This is a genomic window from Dactylosporangium darangshiense, from assembly GCF_039537565.1.
GTDB lineage: Bacteria > Actinomycetota > Actinomycetes > Mycobacteriales > Micromonosporaceae > Dactylosporangium > Dactylosporangium darangshiense.
This window is the reverse complement of the sequence record NZ_BAABAT010000092.1, coordinates 1-16,655: the sequence shown is the minus strand read 5'-3', so window position 1 is coordinate 16,655 and position 16,655 is coordinate 1. Positions and strand designations below refer to the sequence as shown.

The window sequence follows — 16,655 nt, the reverse complement described above, 5'->3', positions numbered from 1 at the left end:
GCGAGCCGCCGGACGCCGGCCCGGCGACCGGGACCGGCGCCGGCACCAGCAGCGCGCCGGCGGCGGCGCGCGCGGCGATCACCGTCACGGCGGCGCCGCCGGAGCCCAGCCGGCGCAGCGTGCGCAGTCGTCGCCCGCGCCGCAGCGCCGCGCCGACCAGGTCGCCGATCGGCGGCTCCGCGGCGTCCGACAACTCGTCGGCGAGCCGCGCACGCAGGTCCTGCTCCACCGCGCCTCCTCGTCTTATCCTCACTCACGGGTTGAGCGGGTTCGCGGGTAGCAGTGACCCCCCTCACAGTCCCGGGCCGCTTTGGACGATCTCCACAACTTTCGGGGCTTGTGGGTGGCGGGTCCCACGGTTTCCATTACCGACCGGTAGCGTCGAAAGTTGACTCGGGGGCTCCGGCCGGACGTGGGAGTCCCTATTGTTGTGATCGGAGGCTTACTCGGTGTTCAGTCGCATCGCCATCGTCAACCGTGGTGAGGCCGCCATGCGGCTGATCCACGCCGTGCGCGAGCTCAACGCGGAGAACGGCGCGGCGCCGATGGAGACCATCGCGCTCTACACCGACGCGGAGCGCGCCGCGACGTTCGTGCGTGAGGCGGACCACAGCTACTGCCTCGGCCCCGCCTCGGCCCGGCCCTACCTCGACCACGCCGTCCTGGAGCGCGCCCTCGTGGAGACCCGCGCCGACGCCGCCTGGGTCGGCTGGGGCTTCGTCGCCGAGGACCCGGCCTTCGCCGAGCTGTGCGAGAAGATCGGCGTCACCTTCATCGGGCCCAGCGCCGACGCCATGCGCAAGCTCGGCGACAAGATCGGCGCCAAGCTCATCGCCGAGGAGGTCGGCGTCCCGGTCGCGCCGTGGAGCCGCGGCGCCGTCGAGAGCCTCGATGCGGCCAAGCTGGCCGCCGCCGAGATCGGCTACCCGCTGATGCTCAAGGCGACCGCCGGCGGCGGCGGGCGCGGCATCCGGGTCGTGCGCAGCGACGAGGACCTCACCGACGCCTACGAGCGCACCAGCCTGGAGGCCGCCCGCGCGTTCGGCAGCGGCGTGGTGTTCCTGGAGCGGCTCGTCACCGGCGCCCGCCACGTCGAGGTGCAGGTCATCGCCGACGGGCAGGGCAGCGCCTGGGCCCTCGGCGTGCGCGACTGCTCCGTGCAGCGGCGCAACCAGAAGGTCATCGAGGAGTCCGCCTCCCCGGTCCTCGCGCCCGAGCAGGCCGGCGAGCTCAAGGCGGCGGCGGAGCGGCTCGCGCTCGCGGTGGAGTACTGCGGCGCCGGCACCGTCGAGTTCCTCTACCACCCCGGCGAGCGCCTCTTCGCCTTCCTCGAGGTCAACACCCGCCTGCAGGTCGAGCACCCGATCACCGAGGCCTGCACGGACTTCGACCTGGTCAAGGCCCAGATCCACGTCGCCGGCGGCGGCCGGCTGGGCGAGCGGATGCCGGCCGAGGCCGGCCACGCCGTCGAGGCCCGGCTCAACGCCGAGGACCCCGACCGCGACTTCGCGCCCTCGCCCGGCCGGATCGTGCGCCTGGCCCTGCCCGCCGGCCCCGGCATCCGGGTCGACACCGGCGTCAGCGAGGGCGACGTCATCCCCGCCGACTTCGACTCGATGATCGCCAAGATCATCGCCTACGGCCGCACCCGCGACGAGGCCCTCGGCCGGCTGCGCCGCGCGGTCGGCGAGACCACCGTCGTCATCGAGGGCGGCGCCACCAACAAGAGCTTCATCCTCGACCTGCTCGACCAGCCCGAGGTCATCGACGGCAGCGCCGACACCGGCTGGATCGACCGCGTCCGCGGCGAGGGCCGCCTGGTCTCCACCAAGCACTCCGGCATCGCCCTGGCCGCCGCCGCGATCGAGGCCTACGAGGACGAGGCCGGCGTCGAGCGGCAGCGGCTGCTGTCCACCGCGCACGGCGGCCGCCCGCAGGTGCAGCACGAGAGCGGCCGCCCGATCGACCTCAAGCTGCGCGGCGCCACCTACCGGGTCATGGTCGCGCAGACCGGGCCGCGCCGCTTCCGCGTCGGCATCGGCGAGGACGCCGCCGTCGACGCCGAGATCGACCGGTTCGACGAGCACACCGGCCGGATCCTGGTCAACGGCCGGCGCTTCCGGCTCGTCACCGACACGCACGGCCCCATCCACCTCGTCGAGGTCGACGGCATCACCCACCGCGTCAGCCGCGACGAGGGCGGCGTGCTGCGCTCACCGGCACCGGCGCTGGTCGTCGCCACCCCGCTCGCCGTCGGCGACGAGGTCGAGGCGGGCGCGCCGGTGCTCGTGCTGGAGAGCATGAAGATGGAGACGGTGCTGCGCGCGCCGTTCAAGGCCCGGCTCAAGGAGTGCCTGGTCGCCGTCGGCAGCCAGGTCGAGACCGCGGCGCCACTGCTGCGCCTCGAGCCGATCGGCGACGACGACGGCGAGAGCCCGGCCGCGGTCTTCGAGACCGTCGACCTCGAACTGCCGCCGGAGCCCGCCGGCCTGTCCGCCGCCGACCGGGTCGCGCGCGGCATCGCCGACCTGCGCAGCCTCCTGCTCGGCTACGACCTCGACCCGCGCGACGAGCGCCGGGCCCTGTCGGGCTACCTCGCCGCCCGCGCCGAGCTCGGCCGCCGCCCGCTCGAGGAGGAGGTCGGGCTGCTGCGGCTCTTCGCCGACCTGTCCGAGCTCAGCCGCAACCGCCCGGCCGGCGAGGAGACGCGGGCCGACACCCGGGTGCACAGCCCGCGGGAGTACTTCCACGCGTACCTGCAGAGCCTCGACGTCGACCGGGCCGCCCTGCCCGACACGTTCCGCACCCGCCTCGCCCGGGTCCTCGCCCACTACGGCGTCACCGACTTCGAGCGCACACCAGCGCTCGAGGACGCCGTGTTCCGCATCTTCCTGGCACAGCAGCGCGCCTCCGCCGACGTCACCGTCATCGTGACGTTCCTGCGGCAGTGGCTCACCGAGCCGCTGCCCGGCAACGGCCTGCGCGAGCTCGTCGGGCAGACGCTGGAGCACCTCATCTTCGCCACCCAGCTGCGCTTCCCGGCCGTCGGCGACCTGGCCCGCAGCATCGTGTTCCGCTGGGCCGCGCAGCCGATGCTGCGCCGCAAACGGGCCGAGGTGTACGCCGACGTGCGCCGCCACCTGCGCCACCTCGACGAGCACCCGGACGCGCCCGACCGCGCCGAGCGGATCGCGAAGATGGTCTCCTCGCCCGAGCCGCTGGTGCGCCTGCTCGGCCAGCGCATCGGCAAGCCCGGCGCCGACCACCGCCCGATGCTGGAGGTGCTCAGCCGGCGGTACTACGGCAACCGCGGCGCCAGCCAGCCGCGCTCCGTCGAGGTCAACGGGCACGCGTTCTTCACCGCCGAGTACGACCGCGACGGCGAGCGCTTCCGCCTCGTCGCCGCCGCCACCGACTTCGCCGACCTGCCCGCCACGCTGACGCAGGTGGCCGGGCTCGGCGACGCGGAGTCGGTCGCCGACGTGTACCTCACCTGGACCGACCAGCCCGACCCGGACGCGATGGCCGCCGCCCTCGCCGACGTCGTCGAGCAGACCGGGCTCCTGGACGTGCTGGCCCGCGTGACGATGTCGGTCGCCGGCCGCACCGGCGCCGAGCTGCACCACCACTTCACGTTCCGCCCCGGCCTCGGCGAGGACCGCGTGATCCGCGGCCTGCACCCGCTCATCGCCCGGCGCCTGCAGCTGCCGCGCCTGCGCAACTTCGACCTCACGCGGCTGCCGTCGGCGGACGAGGAGGTGTACCTGTTCCACTGCGTCGCCCCGAACAACCCGGCCGACGAGCGCCTCGCCGCGATGGCCCAGGTGCGCGACATCACCCCACTGCGCGACGCCGACGGCCGCATCCTCGCCCTCCCGGCGATCGAGGGCGCCCTGGACGCCTGCCTCGACGCGATCCGCAGCGTCCAGGCCCGGCGCCCGGCCAAGAAGCGGTTCGACACCAACCGGATCACGATCTACGTCTGGCCCGCCAGCGAGTTCACCGTCGAGGAGCTCAGCGCGGTCGCCCAGCGCCTGCTGCCGATCACGGCGGGCGCCGGCCTCGAGGAGGTCCTGTTCCTGGGCCGCCAGCGCGACGCCGCCACCGGCGAGCTCGCCGACATCGCGGTCAAGGTGTCGTACGACCAGGGCATGCAGATGTCGGTCACCGAGCCCACGACCGACCTCATCCAGCCCTTGGACGACTACCGGCAGAAGGTCCTCTCGGCCCGCCGCCGCGGCACGACGTACCCGTACGAGCTCACCGAGATGCTGGCCGGCCCGCGCGGCACCTTCGTCGAGCACGACCTCGACGACACCGGCGCGCTCGCCCCGGTCCGCCGCCCGCGCGGGCAGAACAAGTCCGGCATCGTCGCCGGCGTCGTCAGCACCCCCACCGAGCGGTACCCGGACGGCGTCACCCGCGTGGTGCTCCTCGGCGACCCGACGAAGTCCCTGGGCGCCCTCGCCGAGCCCGAATGCGCCCGCGTGATCGCCGCCCTGGACCTGGCCGAGCGCATGGGCGTCCCCGTCGACTGGTTCGCCCTGTCGGCCGGCGCCCGGATCTCGATGAGCTCCGGCACCGAGAACATGGACTGGGTCGCCGCGGCGCTGAAGCGCATCGTCGAGTTCACCCAGGCCGGCGGCGAGATCAACATCGTCGTGGCCGGCATCACCGTCGGCGCCCAGCCGTACTGGAACGCCGAGGCCACGATGCTCATGCACACCAAGGGCATCCTGGTCATGACCCCCGACTCGGCGATGGTCCTGACGGGCAAGCAGTCCCTGGACTTCTCCGGCGGCGTCTCGGCCGAGGACAACTTCGGCATCGGCGGCTACGACCGCGTGATGGGCCCGAACGGCCAGGCCCAGTACTGGGCCCCCGACCTGCGCTCGGCCCGCAACGTGCTCATGACCCACTACGAGCACACCTACGTCGCCCCCGGCGAGTCCCGCCCCCGCCGCGCCGCGACCACCGACCCGGTGGACCGCGACATCTCGCCGTTCCCGCACTCGGTCCCCGACAGCGACTTCAAGACGGTCGGCGAGATCTTCTCGCGCGAGCACAACCCCGACCGCAAGAAGGCCTTCGACATCCGCACCCTGATGCGCGCCCTGGCCGACCAGGACCACGCCGTCCTGGAGCGCTGGGCCGGCATGGCGGACGCCGAGACCGCGGTGGTCCAGGACGTCCACCTCGGCGGCATCCCCGTCTGCCTGCTCGGCATCGAGTCCCGCTCGGTCCCGCGCCGCGGCTTCCCGCCCACCGACGGCCCCGACACCTACACCGCGGGCACCCTGTTCCCGTCGTCGTCGAAGAAGGCCGCACGGGCCATCAACGCCGCGAGCGGGAACCGCCCGTTGGTCGTCCTGGCCAACCTGTCCGGCTTCGACGGCTCCCCGGAGTCCATGCGCCGCCTGCAGCTCGAATACGGAGCGGAGATCGGCCGCGCCATCGTCAACTTCGAGGGCCCGATCGTCTTCTGCGTGATCTCCCGCTACCACGGCGGCGCGTTCGTGGTCTTCTCGAAGGCCCTGAACCCCAACATGACGGTCCTGGCGGTCGAGGGCTCCTTCGCCTCGGTCATCGGCGGCGCCCCCGCGGCCGCGGTCGTCTTCGCGGCGGATGTGGACGCCCGCACCTCGCGCGACCCGCGGGTCTCCGAGCTGGAGGCCCAGGTCGCCGCGGCAACGGGCGGCGAGCGCGCGGCGCTGGCAACGCGCCTGGTCGACGTCCGCTTCGCCGTGCGCGCGGAGAAGCTGAGCGAGGTGGCCGCCGAGTTCGACGGCATCCACAGCATCCAGCGCGCCGTGGAGGTCGGCTCGGTGGACGCCATCGTCCGCCCCGAGTCGCTGCGCCCGGGCATCATCGCCGCGATCGAGCGAGGCCTGTCCGCCGCACGCTAGTGGCGTTGGTTGATGTTGCACGCGAAGCGGGGCGCCGCACCGGCTCGGCCGGGGTAGCGCCCCGCTTCGTCGCACTGGCGCCGTTCCTGGTCCGGCCGGCTCAGCGCAGCGCCTCGGCGATCATTCGGTGGCCCTGGGCCTCGAACTGCTCGTCGCCCACGCGGTAGGCCCAGGTCGCGGTGCCGATCGCCTCGCGGACCCGGTTGCGGTGCCACGCCCGGGCCTCGCGCGGGTCGGCGCCGTACCCGTCGAGGAAGGCCGCCTCGAGGCTCGGATCGCGGCGGAAGTCCTGCACGGCCAGCCGCGCGAAGTCCGTCAACGCGGGACGCATCCCCGCGCGACCGAAGTCGATGACGCTGACAACGCCGTTGTGGATGAGCCAGTTCCGGGGCTGCCAGTCCCCGTGGGTGGGCACGAGGACCGCGGCCGGCGCCGGCCACGTGGCGATCTCGGCCAGCAGCCGCTCCACCGTGGCCGCGGCGATCCGGTGCGCTCCCCGCAGCAACGTCACCGACTTCTCGTTCTCGCGCCGCTCGTAGTCGTCGTCGATGACGACGGGCTGGGCATGCAGCAGGGCCAGCAGCTCGCCCGCCTGCCGGTAGGTGGAGGCGACCTCGGCGTGCTCGCTGCCGAGCACGAGCACGCCGGGCAGGAACCTGGTGACGACGAGCTTCGCCTCCGCGTCGCCGTGCTCCAACGTCGGTGCACGGCCCCTGCCGGTCCACGGCGCCAACCAGTTGCGATGGGCCTGCAACTCGCGCTCGATGTGATGGTCACCGTCGCCGCCGGCCTTGACGATGAACCGTGCCCCGGCACACGTCATCTCCAGCACGGTCGTCTCGACCAGACCCCAGCTGTGGTTCCTCTCGACGCTCGCACCCGGAAGCCATCGCTCCAACAGGGCGCGCTGCCGCGCGGAGAGCTTGCCGAGCCCGGAGGTCACCCGATGAGCCTAGCGGCGGTTGCCCGGCCCGATCGGAAGGCGCCCAACGGACAGGCGCCGGTGCGCCTGGCGGCCGTACGGGCCTCAGCCGGACGGCTGGTGTGCGCACGCGGCGGCCGGGCTACGGTCATCTCCTGCACAGCAAGGCGCTCCGCGTACGGCAGTACACCAACCCGAAGGGAGCGCCCCGATGCGTGCTGTGGTGTCCGAGGACTTCGGATCCGGCCCGACCTTGACCGAGGTCGAAACCCCCGCCCCCGGCCCGTCCGACATCCGGATCAAGGTGAGCGGCTCGTCGCTCAACGGTTTCGACACCTCGCTCGTTCGCGGCCTGTTCAACGGAATCCTGCCGCACCGCTTCCCGGTCGTCCTGGGCCGCGACTTCGCCGGCACCGTCGACGCGGTCGGCGCGGACGTGACCACATTCGCACCCGAGCAGAACGTCTTCGGCGTGGTGCTGACGTTCCCCTTGAACGCCGGCGGTTTCGGCGAGTACCTCGTCGTCCCCGCGGAGCACTCCATCGCCCCCATCCCCGACGGCGTCGACGTCACCACCGCCGGCGTCATCGGACTGGCCGGCTCGGCGGCGATGGCCGCGCTGGATGCGGTACACCTGCGCCCGGGCGAAACCGTGCTGGTGTCCGGCGCGACCGGCGGCGTCGGCGCGTTCATCCTGCAACTGGCCACCGCCGCCGGCACCGTGGTCATCGCCACCGCAACACCCGCCGAGACCGACCACGTCCGCCGGCTCGGCGCGGCCCACGTCATCGACCACACGAAGGACCTCGCCGCACAGGTTCGCGCGCTCGCCCCAGCCGGCGTCGACGTGGCCCTGCACCTCGCCGGCGACCCCGGCACAGTGTCCGACCTCGTCGCCGACGGCGGCCGGTTCGCCACGCTGCTCCCCATCGACGCGAGCCCGTTCGCCTGCCGGGGCATCACGGCCACCGCCGTCGCCGCACAGCCGAACCCGGCCGGCCTGACCAGCCTGGCCGAGGCCGTCGCCGCCGGCCGGCTCGTCGTGCCGATCCAGCGCTCGTACACCATGGCGGAGGTCCCGCAGGCCTTCGCCGACTTCGCCGCCGGAACACTGGGCAAGCTGGCAGTACAGATCGACGCCTGACACGCTACCCGCCGGCCAGAACCATTATCGAACGCCTGGAGATTTGAGGCCGGAGGCCCGTTCGAATAATGGCCACCCGAGGTCATGCGCGCCATTTTCCGAGAACACCTGCAAATTGCCGCTGACGATCTGGGCCACCGACTGATGACCCGCACGGACCCAGCGGCGGCGGACGGCCTGGAGGAATCACCGTGAGCCAGGTCGGACAAGGACCACTGTGCCCCATTGAAAAGGGCAGGCCGAAGGCGCCCGCCACCATCGGCCGAGCGTCGTTTGCCAGCCCCTCGTCCAAGTAAACCCGCGCTCGTCGCCACGACGGCCAGACAGCGCCCCCCGGACGGCGAGCGCCCCGGCAGGGCGGCGAACGCGGCCGGGTGACACATACAGTGGAGCACATGGAACCGGTGCTCCTGCTCGACCTCGATGGAGTGCTGAACCCGTTCGCCGCGCCAGCCTGCCCGCCCGGCTATCAGGAACGCGTGTTCTTCGAGGGCGAGGAGCCGGAACGCTACTGCGTTGCGCACGGCGGCTGGATCCGCGAGCTGGCGGCGGCCGGCGAACTGTGGTGGGCAACCGGCTGGGGTGAGCACGCCAACGAGCGCTACCTACCGCTGCTCGACGTCGAGCCACTGCCCGTCGTCCGGTTTCCCCCGGTGCCGTTCGAGCCCGAACTCAAGGTGCCGGCCGTCGACGCGGTGGTCGGCGACCGCCCGGCGGCCTGGATCGACGACAACCATACCGTCGCCGGCCGGCGCTGGGCGGCCGAGCGGCCCGCACCGACTCTGCTGGTCTCGATCGACCCGGCTGTCGGCTGGACCCGGGCGGACGTCGACCGCGTCCTTGCCTGGGTGCAGCACCTGCAGCGCTGAGCCCGGCAGGAACGCGGCCGCCGACGCCGCCTCAGGAGACCTTCACCCGCCGGGCGCGCCGCCGCAGATCTTGAGGGGGTGTGGGTGGAGCGGAGCTCCCTCACCGCGAGCGCAGCGAGCTAGGAACGCAGCATCGACAGGTCGACGGTGCGAAGGCGGTCCGCGTCGGCCAGCACGTCGATCGCGGCGATGCGGCCCTCCACGACGGTGAAGGCCATCACGAACAGCGGGCGGTCGGGTGAAGCGGCGACGACCACGCCCGCGGCGCCGTTGACCAGGGCCGGGTACACGAACGGGGACAGCCGCGACGACGCCAAGGCCTGGGTCGCGACCTGCTCCGGGCCGTGCAGCGTGAACGTGAGCCGCGGGCGGGACGTGCCGCCGTCGGAGCGCAGGATCACGTCGGGGTCGAGGACCTCGACCAGCGCGGCGAAGTCGCCGGTGCGGGAGGCGGCGAAGAAGGCGTCCACCACGGCCCGCTGGCGGGACGTGTCGCGGTCCGGGCGGGTCGGGCGGTCCTGGACCCGGCGGCGGGCGCGGCTGGCGAGCTGGCGGGTCGCGGCGGGGGAGCGGTCCACGATCGGGCCGATGTCCTCGAACGGCACGGCGAACATGTCGTGCAGCACGAACGCCAGGCGCTCGGGCGGCGTGAGCGTCTGCAGTACCACCTGCAGGGCCAGGCCGACCGAGTCGGCCAGCAGCGCCTCGTGCTCCGGGTCCACGCCGGAAGCGGGGGTGACGATCGGGTCGGGAACGTGCACGTCGAGGACGACCTCGCCGCGGCCGGCCCGCGCGCGCAGCAGGTTGAGGCACACGCGGGCGACGATCGTGGTGAGCCACGCCTCGAGGTTCTCGACGGACTCGTCGCCGGCGCGGCTGGCCCGCAGCCAGGTCTCCTGCACGGCGTCGTCGGCCTCGGAGGTCGAGCCGAGCATCCGGAACGCGACCGCCCGCAGCCGGCCGCGGTGTTCCTCGAAACGCCGTTCGTCCACGTCCGCCATCCTCACACGGTCAGTACCGCAGCAGCTCCCAGGCCTCGACCACGTCCCCCGCCGAGGGGCCGGCCAGGTCGAGTGCGCTGCGGTAGGACAGGCCCTTGCGCGGCGGGCGGCCGGCCGATCCGTCGGGGCGGGGGCCGAGCTGACGGGCCGCCTCCGCGAGCACGATCCCGGTGACGAACCGGTACCGGCCCGCCGCGCCAGGCGCCTCGACCCGCGCGAACTCCGCGCCCGGCGGGGCCTCCCAGTCGCCGTCCGGGACCACGAGGAGCGTCCCCGGGCCGGTGAGGTCGGCGCGGTGGACCGGCGGTCCGTCGGCGTCCGCGGTGCAGATCACGATCCGGGTGTACGCCGAAACGGAACCGCCCGGCACGACCCGCAGCGGGTTGCGGTGGCTGCGCGCGGCGGCCCGGCCCTCGGCGCGCACCGGGCGGGGCGTACCGAACCACACCTTGTCCCGGTCGTCGAGCGCGACGGTGGTCCAGCCGAACGCGGCCGCCGAGCGCAGCGAGCTGCCCGCCTCGACGTGGTCGCGCGGGCCGGCCAGCAGCACGCCGGGGCGCTGTGACTCCGGCCGGGTCCCGCGCACGGTGCGCCGCCCGGTCGCGCCCGACAGGTAGTGCAGCGCCACGGCTGCGGCGGTCGCCACATTGAGCGTGTTCACGCCGCGGCCCGGCATCGGGATCGTCACGGTCCGCGACGCCGCCCGCAGCACGTCGCCGCGGATGCCCTTGCGCTCGTTGCCGACCACGATGGACGATCCGGCGCGCACCGGGCCGCTGCGGTACACCGAATCGGCGCCCGGCGCGTTGTCCACCGCGACGATCGGGGACGCGAGCAGCGCCTCGGTGTCCACGGTGGACACTGCGGGCAGCAGGCCTCGCTCGTCGCGGAACCCGCACGCCGCGCCGAACATCTCGGCCGCCGCGACGAGGGCCTCGGCGTTGGCCGGGTTCTCGACCCCGTCGCCGACGAGCCTCAGCAACGGCCCGCCCAGGCCGCCCGGGCGCGGGCCGCGTGCGCGTCCGCGCGCCGCTCGTGATCGGCGGTGCGCATCGCCGCCGCGCGCCGGCGGTTCGCCGCGTGCTGGATCGTGTGGTGGCCGATCTCGTGCATGAGCCCGTCGAGGAGGACGAAGTCGCGCAGCGTCGCGCCCGGCCAGTCGACCCGGGTCGCGGCGGTGCCGCCAGTGACGAGCGCCCCGGCCCGCCGCAGCCGCGCGGCGGCGTCGCCGGTGAGCGGGCCGGGCAGCACCCACGGCGGCTCCGGCTGCTCGAACAGCAGGACGATCCCCGGCACCCGCAGCGCCGCCACGGCGACCGGGCCGGCGTCCCGCGGGCGCTGGCGCAGCTCGACGCCGCGCAGCCCGTAGGTCGCGGACGCCCCGAAGAACTCGAGCGCGCGCCGCACGTCGGCGGCGCCGGCGGGATGGACGAACCCGGGCCGCGCCGGGCGGGCGCGGACGCGGACGGCGTGGGGCGCCCGGCGGGCGGCCCGCAGCGGGTAGGGGTCGGTGTGCAGGCTACGGCTCAACGGCAGTCACGCCGACGTTGATAGCAGCCGGCCGGCGGCGACCACCACGCAATTACGGCGCGGGGGAGCGTGGCCTGGATCACGTCACATCGGTGCCCGCCCGCGGGTCTGCGTGGTGAAGCCATCGACGTGAACGGAGAACGGCCATGACCACACCGATCCTGCTGACCGGCGGCACCGGGACCCTCGGCCGCCTGCTGCTGCCCCTGCTGCGCGACGCCGGGCGGACCGTCCGCGTCCTCACCCGCAACGTGCCGGCCGAGCGCCGGGACGGCGTCGAGTACGTCGCCGGGGACCTCGCCACCGGGGCGGGCGTCGCCGCGGCGGTCGCCGGCGTCGCGACGATCGTGCACTGCGCCGGCTCGGCGAAGGGCGACGACGTCAAGGCCCGCCACCTCGTCGACGCAGCGGTGCGGGCCGGGGCGAAGCACCTGGTGTACATCTCCGTCGTCGGTGCGGAGCGCGTCCCCGTGCGCAGCGCCGCGGACCGTGCGATGTTCGGCTACTTCGCCGCCAAGCGGGCCGCGGAGCTGCTCGTCGCGGAGTCGGGCATCCCGTTCACCACGCTGCGGGCGAGCCAGTTCCACGAGCTCACCCTCGCCACCGTGCGGCAGATGGCCAAGCTGCCGGTCGTGCCGGTCCCGGCCGGGGTGCGCTTCCAGCCGGTCGACGGCGCCGAGGTCGCGGCCCGCCTCGCCGAGCTGGCGCTGGGCGAGCCCGCGGGCCTGGTGCCGGACCTCGCCGGGCCGCGCATCTACGGCATGGACGAGCTCGTCCGCTCCTACCTGCGCGCCGCCGGCAGGCGGCGCCCGGTGCTGCGCATGCGAATGGGCGGGGGCGCCTACCGCGCCGTGCGGGCCGGCGCCAACCTCGCGCCCGACCGCGCCGTCGGCCGCCGTACGTGGGAGGAGTTCCTGGCCGCCAACGTCTAGCCCTCGTAGAGCTCCACGTAGCGCTCGTTGAGGGCGTCCGCGTGGGCGCCCAGCCGGTGCGTCGAGATGATGTCGTGGCCCAGCCCCAGGTCGTCCGGCAGGGTGTCGAGCCGCAGGGTGGCGCCGGCGGCGCGGGCGAGGCGGGCCGGCACGTCGAAGGCCAGGCGGGCGTCGACGGTGGTGTCGCCGGGCGCCAGCACGGCCGCGACCGAGCGCACGCCCGCCGCCGGGAACACCGCGGGGAGGTTCGCGGCGATCCGCAGGTACTGCCCGACGGCGTGGTAGGAGTAGCCGCGCGCGTTGCGCCGGTCCGGCAGCGCCCGCAGCCCGTAGAGCACCTGCATCGGCACCCGCACCGCGGCCGGCACCTGCCCGGCGTGCGGACCGTACAGCGGGGCGAGGACGAGCAGCCGGCGCACGGCGTCCGGCCGGTATGCGGCCAGCCAGGTTGCCAGGACCGCGCCGGCGGAGACGCCGACGACGCCGGTCTCCTCGCCGAGGGCGGCGGCCTCGTCGAGGGCCGCGGCCGCGTAGGCGACGAGGCCGGCGGCGGTGACGGTGGCGTGCGCGCCCGGCTCGACGAGGCCGTGGCCGGGCGCGCGCGGCGCGAGGACGTTGTAGCCGCGCTCGAAGAACCGCGCCGCGAGGGCGTCGAGCTGGGCGGGCGAGTGCGTGTACCCATGCAGGAGCAGCACCGAGCCGGGCCGGCGCCCGCCGTGGGACAGCCGCCGCGTGTCGTGGCCGTCGGCGACCGGGTGCGCGTCGGCCGCGAAGGCGTCCGGGCCGGGCACGCGTTGGAGGCGGGCGCTGCGCAGGGGCCACCGCGACACCCGGCGCCCGAAATCGATCACCCCGCGAGCCTAGTGCCGGGGCCCCGCGGCGGGGCATGCAGCACCCATGGCTGATGTGGTCTTCGTCCTGCTGACGATTCTCCTGTTCGCGGTTCTCGGCCTGGCGGTGCGGGCGGTGGAGCGGCTGTGAGCGCCGAGAACGCCGTCGGCCTCGTCCTCGCCGTCGCGCTGAGCGGGTTCCTGATCGCCGCCCTGCTGTTCCCGGAGCGGTTCTGATGGGCCCGGCGACGGCCGGCGTGCTGTTCATCCTGTCGCTGGTCGCGGTGCTGGCGTTGCTGTACCGGCCGTTCGGGGACCACATGTACCGCGCGATCAACGGCAAGGGGCACCTGCGCGCCGAGAAGGTGCTGTACCGGGCCGTCGGCGTGAACCCCGACGGCGAGCAGTCGTGGGGCGTGTACGCGCGCAGCGTGCTGGCGTTCTCGGCGGTGTCGATCCTGTTCCTGTACCTGTTCCAGCGCGTGCAGAACCACCTGTGGCTGAGCCTCGGCTTCGACCCGGTCAAACCCGACCAGGCGTGGAACACGGCGGTCAGCTTCGTGACGAACACGAACTGGCAGTCGTACTCCGGCGAGACCACCATGGGCCACCTGGTCCAGATGGCCGGCCTGGCGGTGCAGAACTTCCTGTCCGCCGCCGTCGGCGTGTCCGTGGCGATCGCGCTGGTGCGCGGCTTCTCCCGCGCCAAGACCGACCAGCTGGGCAACTTCTGGGTCGACCTCGTCCGCGTCAGCATCCGCATCCTGCTGCCCGTGGCGGTGCTCGGCGGCCTGGTGCTGATCGCCGGCGGCGTGGTGCAGAACCTCTCCGCCGGCACCGATGTGACCACCCTCGCGGGGGCCTCGCAGCGCATCACCGGCGGGCCGGTGGCCTCGCAGGAGGTCATCAAGGAGCTGGGGACGAACGGGGGTGGCTTCTACAACGCCAACAGCGCGCACCCGTTCGAGAACCCGACGGGGTGGACGAACTGGTTCGAGATCTTCCTGATCCTGCTGATCCCGTTCTGCCTGCCGCGCGTCTTCGGCCGGATGGTCGGCGACAAGCGCCAGGGCCTGGCGATCGCCGGGATCATGGCGATCCTCGCCGTCGGCAGCGTCATCGCGCTGAACGTGCTGCAGATGCGCCACCCGGGGACCGCGCCGAGCGCGGCGGGCGGGGCGACGGAGGGTGTGGAGACCCGGTTCGGGGTGCCGCAGTCGGCGACCTTCGCCGCCGCGACCACCCTGACGTCGACGGGTGCGGTGAACTCGTTCCACGACTCGTACACCGCGCTGGGCGGCATGGTCACGATGCTGAACATGATGCTGGGCGAGGTGGCGCCCGGCGGCACGGGTTCCGGCCTGTACGGCATGCTGATCCTCGCCATCATCACCGTCTTCGTGGCCGGGCTGATGGTGGGGCGCACGCCGGAGTACCTGGGCAAGAAGATCGGCGCCCGCGAGATCAAGTTCGCGTCGCTCTACCTGCTCACGACGCCCGCGCTGGTGCTCGTCGGCAACGGGATCGCGATGGGCTCGGCCAAGGCGCGGGAGTCGATGGCCAACCCCGGAGCGCACGGCCTGTCCGAGGTGCTCTACGCGTTCACGTCGGCGTCGAACAACAACGGGTCGGCGTTCGCGGGGCTCAGCGCGAACACGACGTTCTACAACACCGCGCTCGGTTTCTGCATGCTGCTCGGCCGGTTCCTGCCGATCATCTTCGTCCTCGGGCTGGCCGGCTCCCTGGCCCGCCAGCAGCCGGTGCCGGCGTCGACGGGGACGCTCAAGACGTACCAACCCTTGTTCATCGGCATGGTCGTGGCCGTCACGGTCGTCGTCGTGCTGCTCACGTACCTGCCGGCCGTCGCGCTGGGACCCCTCGCGGAGGGCATCCGGTGAACGCCGCCGCACTCCTGCGATCCGCGCCGGACGCGCTGCGCAAGCTCAACCCGGCGACCCTCTGGCGCAACCCCGTCATGTTCGTCGTCGAGGTCGGCTCCGTCTTCACCACCGTCCTCGCCGTCCTCCAGCCGAGCGTGTTCGCCTGGGTCATCGCCGTGTGGCTGTGGCTGACCGTGCTGTTCGCCAACCTCGCCGAGGCCGTCGCCGAGGGCCGCGGGAAGGCGCAGGCCGACACGCTGCGCCGCGCCAAGCAGGACACGGTGGCGCACCTGCAGGACGGCACCACGGTCCAGGCGAGCGAGCTGCGGCAGGGCGACGTCGTCGTGGTCGTGGCCGGGCAGATCATCCCCGGCGACGGCGACGTCATCGAGGGCATCGCCTCGGTCGACGAGTCGGCGATCACCGGCGAGTCGGCGCCCGTCATCCGCGAGTCGGGCGGCGACCGCAGCGCGGTCACCGGCGGCACGAAGGTGCTGTCCGACCGGATCGTCGTGCGGATCACGCAGAGGCCGGGTGAGTCGTTCATCGACCGCATGATCGGCCTCGTCGAGGGTGCGAACCGGCAGAAGACGCCGAACGAGATCGCGCTCAACATCCTCCTGGCGTCGCTGACCATCATCTTCCTGCTGGCGGTCGCGACCCTGCAGCCCCTCGCCATCTACTCCGGGGCCGAGGTCTCCGGCACCGTCCTCGTCGCGCTGCTCGTCTGCCTCATCCCGACCACCATCGGGGCGCTGCTGTCCGCGATCGGCATCGCCGGCATGGACCGGCTCGTGCAGCGCAACGTCCTGGCCATGTCCGGCCGTGCCGTCGAGGCGGCCGGGGACGTCAACACACTGCTGCTGGACAAGACGGGCACGATCACGCTGGGCAACCGGCAGGCCGGGAACCTGCTGCCCGTCGAGGGGGTGACGGCCGACGAGCTCGCCGAGGCCGCGCAGTTGTCCTCGCTGGCCGATGAGACCCCGGAGGGGCGCAGCATCGTGGTGTACGCCAAGGAGCACCACGGCCTGCGCGAGCGCGACGTCACGGGAGCGGCGTGGGTGCCGTTCACCGCGCAGACCCGCATGTCGGGCGTCGACGTCGGCGGCCGGGAGGTGCGCAAGGGCGCCGCGACCGCGGTCATGAAGTGGGTCCGCGACCACGGCGGGCACCCCACCACCGAGGTCGGGTCGATCGTGGACGCCGTGTCGTCCTCGGGCGGCACGCCGCTCGTCGTCGCCGAGCACGTCGAGGGCCAGGCGGCCCGCACCCTGGGCGTCATCCACCTCAAGGACGTCGTCAAGCAGGGCATGCGGGAGCGGTTCGACGAGATGCGCCGGATGGGCATCCGCACGGTGATGATCACCGGTGACAACCCGCTCACGGCCAAGGCGATCGCGGAGGAGGCCGGCGTCGATGACTTCCTCGCCGAGGCCACCCCCGAGGACAAGATGGCCCTGATCAAGAAGGAGCAGACCGGCGGGAAGCTCGTCGCGATGACCGGCGACGGGACCAACGACGCCCCCGCCCTGGCCCAGGCCGACGTCGGCGTGGCCATGAACACCGGCACCTCGGCCGCGAAAGAGGCCGGGAACATGGTCGACCTGGACTCCGACCCGACGAAACTCATCGAGATCG

General features: G+C 73.4%; 13 protein-coding genes. 7 read left to right on the top strand and 6 right to left on the bottom strand.

Annotated features, from left to right (window positions below; genetic code table 11):
- Positions 1-229: hypothetical protein (locus ABD901_RS56770; protein WP_345144393.1), on the bottom strand; the 229-nt coding region annotated here is incomplete at its 3' end.
- Positions 230-449: 220 nt separating this feature from the next.
- Between ABD901_RS56770 and ABD901_RS56765 the strand changes: the two genes are divergently transcribed.
- Positions 450-5,906: an ATP-binding protein gene (locus tag ABD901_RS56765; RefSeq protein WP_345144391.1), complete on the top strand. Its 5,457-nt coding sequence runs from the start codon at positions 450-452 to the stop codon at positions 5,904-5,906.
- 100 nt (positions 5,907-6,006) lie between these two features.
- Here the strand turns inward: ABD901_RS56765 and ABD901_RS56760 are convergent, their stop codons facing one another.
- Positions 6,007-6,849, bottom strand: a complete 843-nt coding sequence (locus tag ABD901_RS56760; RefSeq protein WP_345144390.1) for a phosphotransferase — start codon at positions 6,847-6,849, stop codon at positions 6,007-6,009.
- A gap of 190 nt (positions 6,850-7,039) precedes the next feature.
- Between ABD901_RS56760 and ABD901_RS56755 the strand changes: the two genes are divergently transcribed.
- Both ABD901_RS56755 and ABD901_RS56750 read left to right on the top strand, forming a co-directional pair.
- Complete coding sequence (locus ABD901_RS56755) at positions 7,040-7,972, top strand: NADP-dependent oxidoreductase (RefSeq protein WP_345144389.1); 933 nt, start codon at positions 7,040-7,042, stop codon at positions 7,970-7,972.
- Between the two features lie 395 nt (positions 7,973-8,367).
- Positions 8,368-8,841: a hypothetical protein gene (locus tag ABD901_RS56750; RefSeq protein ID WP_345144387.1), complete on the top strand. Its 474-nt coding sequence runs from the start codon at positions 8,368-8,370 to the stop codon at positions 8,839-8,841.
- A 119-nt stretch (positions 8,842-8,960) separates the two neighbouring features.
- On the opposite strand, the gene ABD901_RS56745 is transcribed toward ABD901_RS56750, so the two are convergent.
- Genes ABD901_RS56745 through ABD901_RS56735 form a run of 3 tightly spaced genes read right to left on the bottom strand, consistent with a single transcriptional unit; the run spans position 8,961 to position 11,372 of the window.
- Positions 8,961-9,842, bottom strand: coding sequence for a sigma-70 family RNA polymerase sigma factor (locus ABD901_RS56745; protein ID WP_345144386.1), 882 nt, complete (start codon positions 9,840-9,842; stop codon positions 8,961-8,963).
- A gap of 10 nt (positions 9,843-9,852) precedes the next feature.
- Positions 9,853-10,824 (bottom strand): TrmH family RNA methyltransferase, encoded by a 972-nt coding sequence (locus tag ABD901_RS56740; RefSeq protein WP_345144384.1) that lies wholly within the window; start codon positions 10,822-10,824, stop codon positions 9,853-9,855.
- Positions 10,818-11,372 carry a hypothetical protein gene (locus tag ABD901_RS56735; protein ID WP_345144382.1) on the bottom strand — a complete coding sequence of 185 codons (555 nt, stop codon included), beginning with the start codon at positions 11,370-11,372 and terminating at the stop codon, positions 10,818-10,820. The genes ABD901_RS56740 and ABD901_RS56735 overlap by 7 nt, the downstream gene beginning before the upstream one ends.
- A 146-nt stretch (positions 11,373-11,518) precedes the next feature.
- Here ABD901_RS56735 and ABD901_RS56730 point away from each other — a divergent pair, with 146 nt between their 5' ends.
- Positions 11,519-12,304, top strand: a complete 786-nt coding sequence (locus ABD901_RS56730) for an SDR family oxidoreductase (RefSeq protein ID WP_345144380.1) — start codon at positions 11,519-11,521, stop codon at positions 12,302-12,304.
- Here the strand turns inward: ABD901_RS56730 and ABD901_RS56725 are convergent.
- On the bottom strand, positions 12,301-13,155 hold the full coding sequence (locus ABD901_RS56725) for an alpha/beta hydrolase (RefSeq protein ID WP_345144378.1): 855 nt from the start codon (positions 13,153-13,155) through the stop codon (positions 12,301-12,303). The two genes, ABD901_RS56730 and ABD901_RS56725, sit on opposite strands and share 4 nt — an antisense overlap.
- A gap of 126 nt (positions 13,156-13,281) precedes the next feature.
- Here ABD901_RS56725 and kdpF point away from each other — a divergent pair, with 126 nt between their 5' ends.
- The 3 genes from kdpF to kdpB form a co-directional block, all read left to right on the top strand.
- On the top strand, positions 13,282-13,371 hold the full coding sequence (gene kdpF / locus ABD901_RS56720) for a K(+)-transporting ATPase subunit F (protein ID WP_345144376.1): 90 nt from the start codon (positions 13,282-13,284) through the stop codon (positions 13,369-13,371).
- Complete coding sequence (kdpA, locus tag ABD901_RS56715) at positions 13,371-15,032, top strand: potassium-transporting ATPase subunit KdpA (protein WP_345144374.1); 1,662 nt, start codon at positions 13,371-13,373, stop codon at positions 15,030-15,032. Before kdpF ends, kdpA begins: the two co-directional genes overlap by 1 nt.
- A partial coding sequence (gene kdpB / locus ABD901_RS56710) for a potassium-transporting ATPase subunit KdpB (RefSeq protein WP_345144372.1) occupies positions 15,029-16,655 on the top strand: 1,627 nt, incomplete at its 3' end. The genes kdpA and kdpB, both read left to right, overlap by 4 nt.

What these genes read in the sequence shown, in the direction of transcription:
- ABD901_RS56755 (WP_345144389.1), top strand. Translation starts at nt 7,040, where the DNA reads ATGCGTGCTGTGGTGTCCGAGGACTTCGGATCCGGCCCGACCTTGACC.
- ABD901_RS56750 (WP_345144387.1), top strand. Translation starts at nt 8,368, where the DNA reads ATGGAACCGGTGCTCCTGCTCGACCTCGATGGAGTGCTGAACCCGTTC.
- ABD901_RS56745 (WP_345144386.1), bottom strand. Translation starts at nt 9,842, where the DNA reads ATGGCGGACGTGGACGAACGGCGTTTCGAGGAACACCGCGGCCGGCTG.
- ABD901_RS56730 (WP_345144380.1), top strand. Translation starts at nt 11,519, where the DNA reads ATGACCACACCGATCCTGCTGACCGGCGGCACCGGGACCCTCGGCCGC.
- kdpA (WP_345144374.1), top strand. Translation starts at nt 13,371, where the DNA reads ATGGGCCCGGCGACGGCCGGCGTGCTGTTCATCCTGTCGCTGGTCGCG.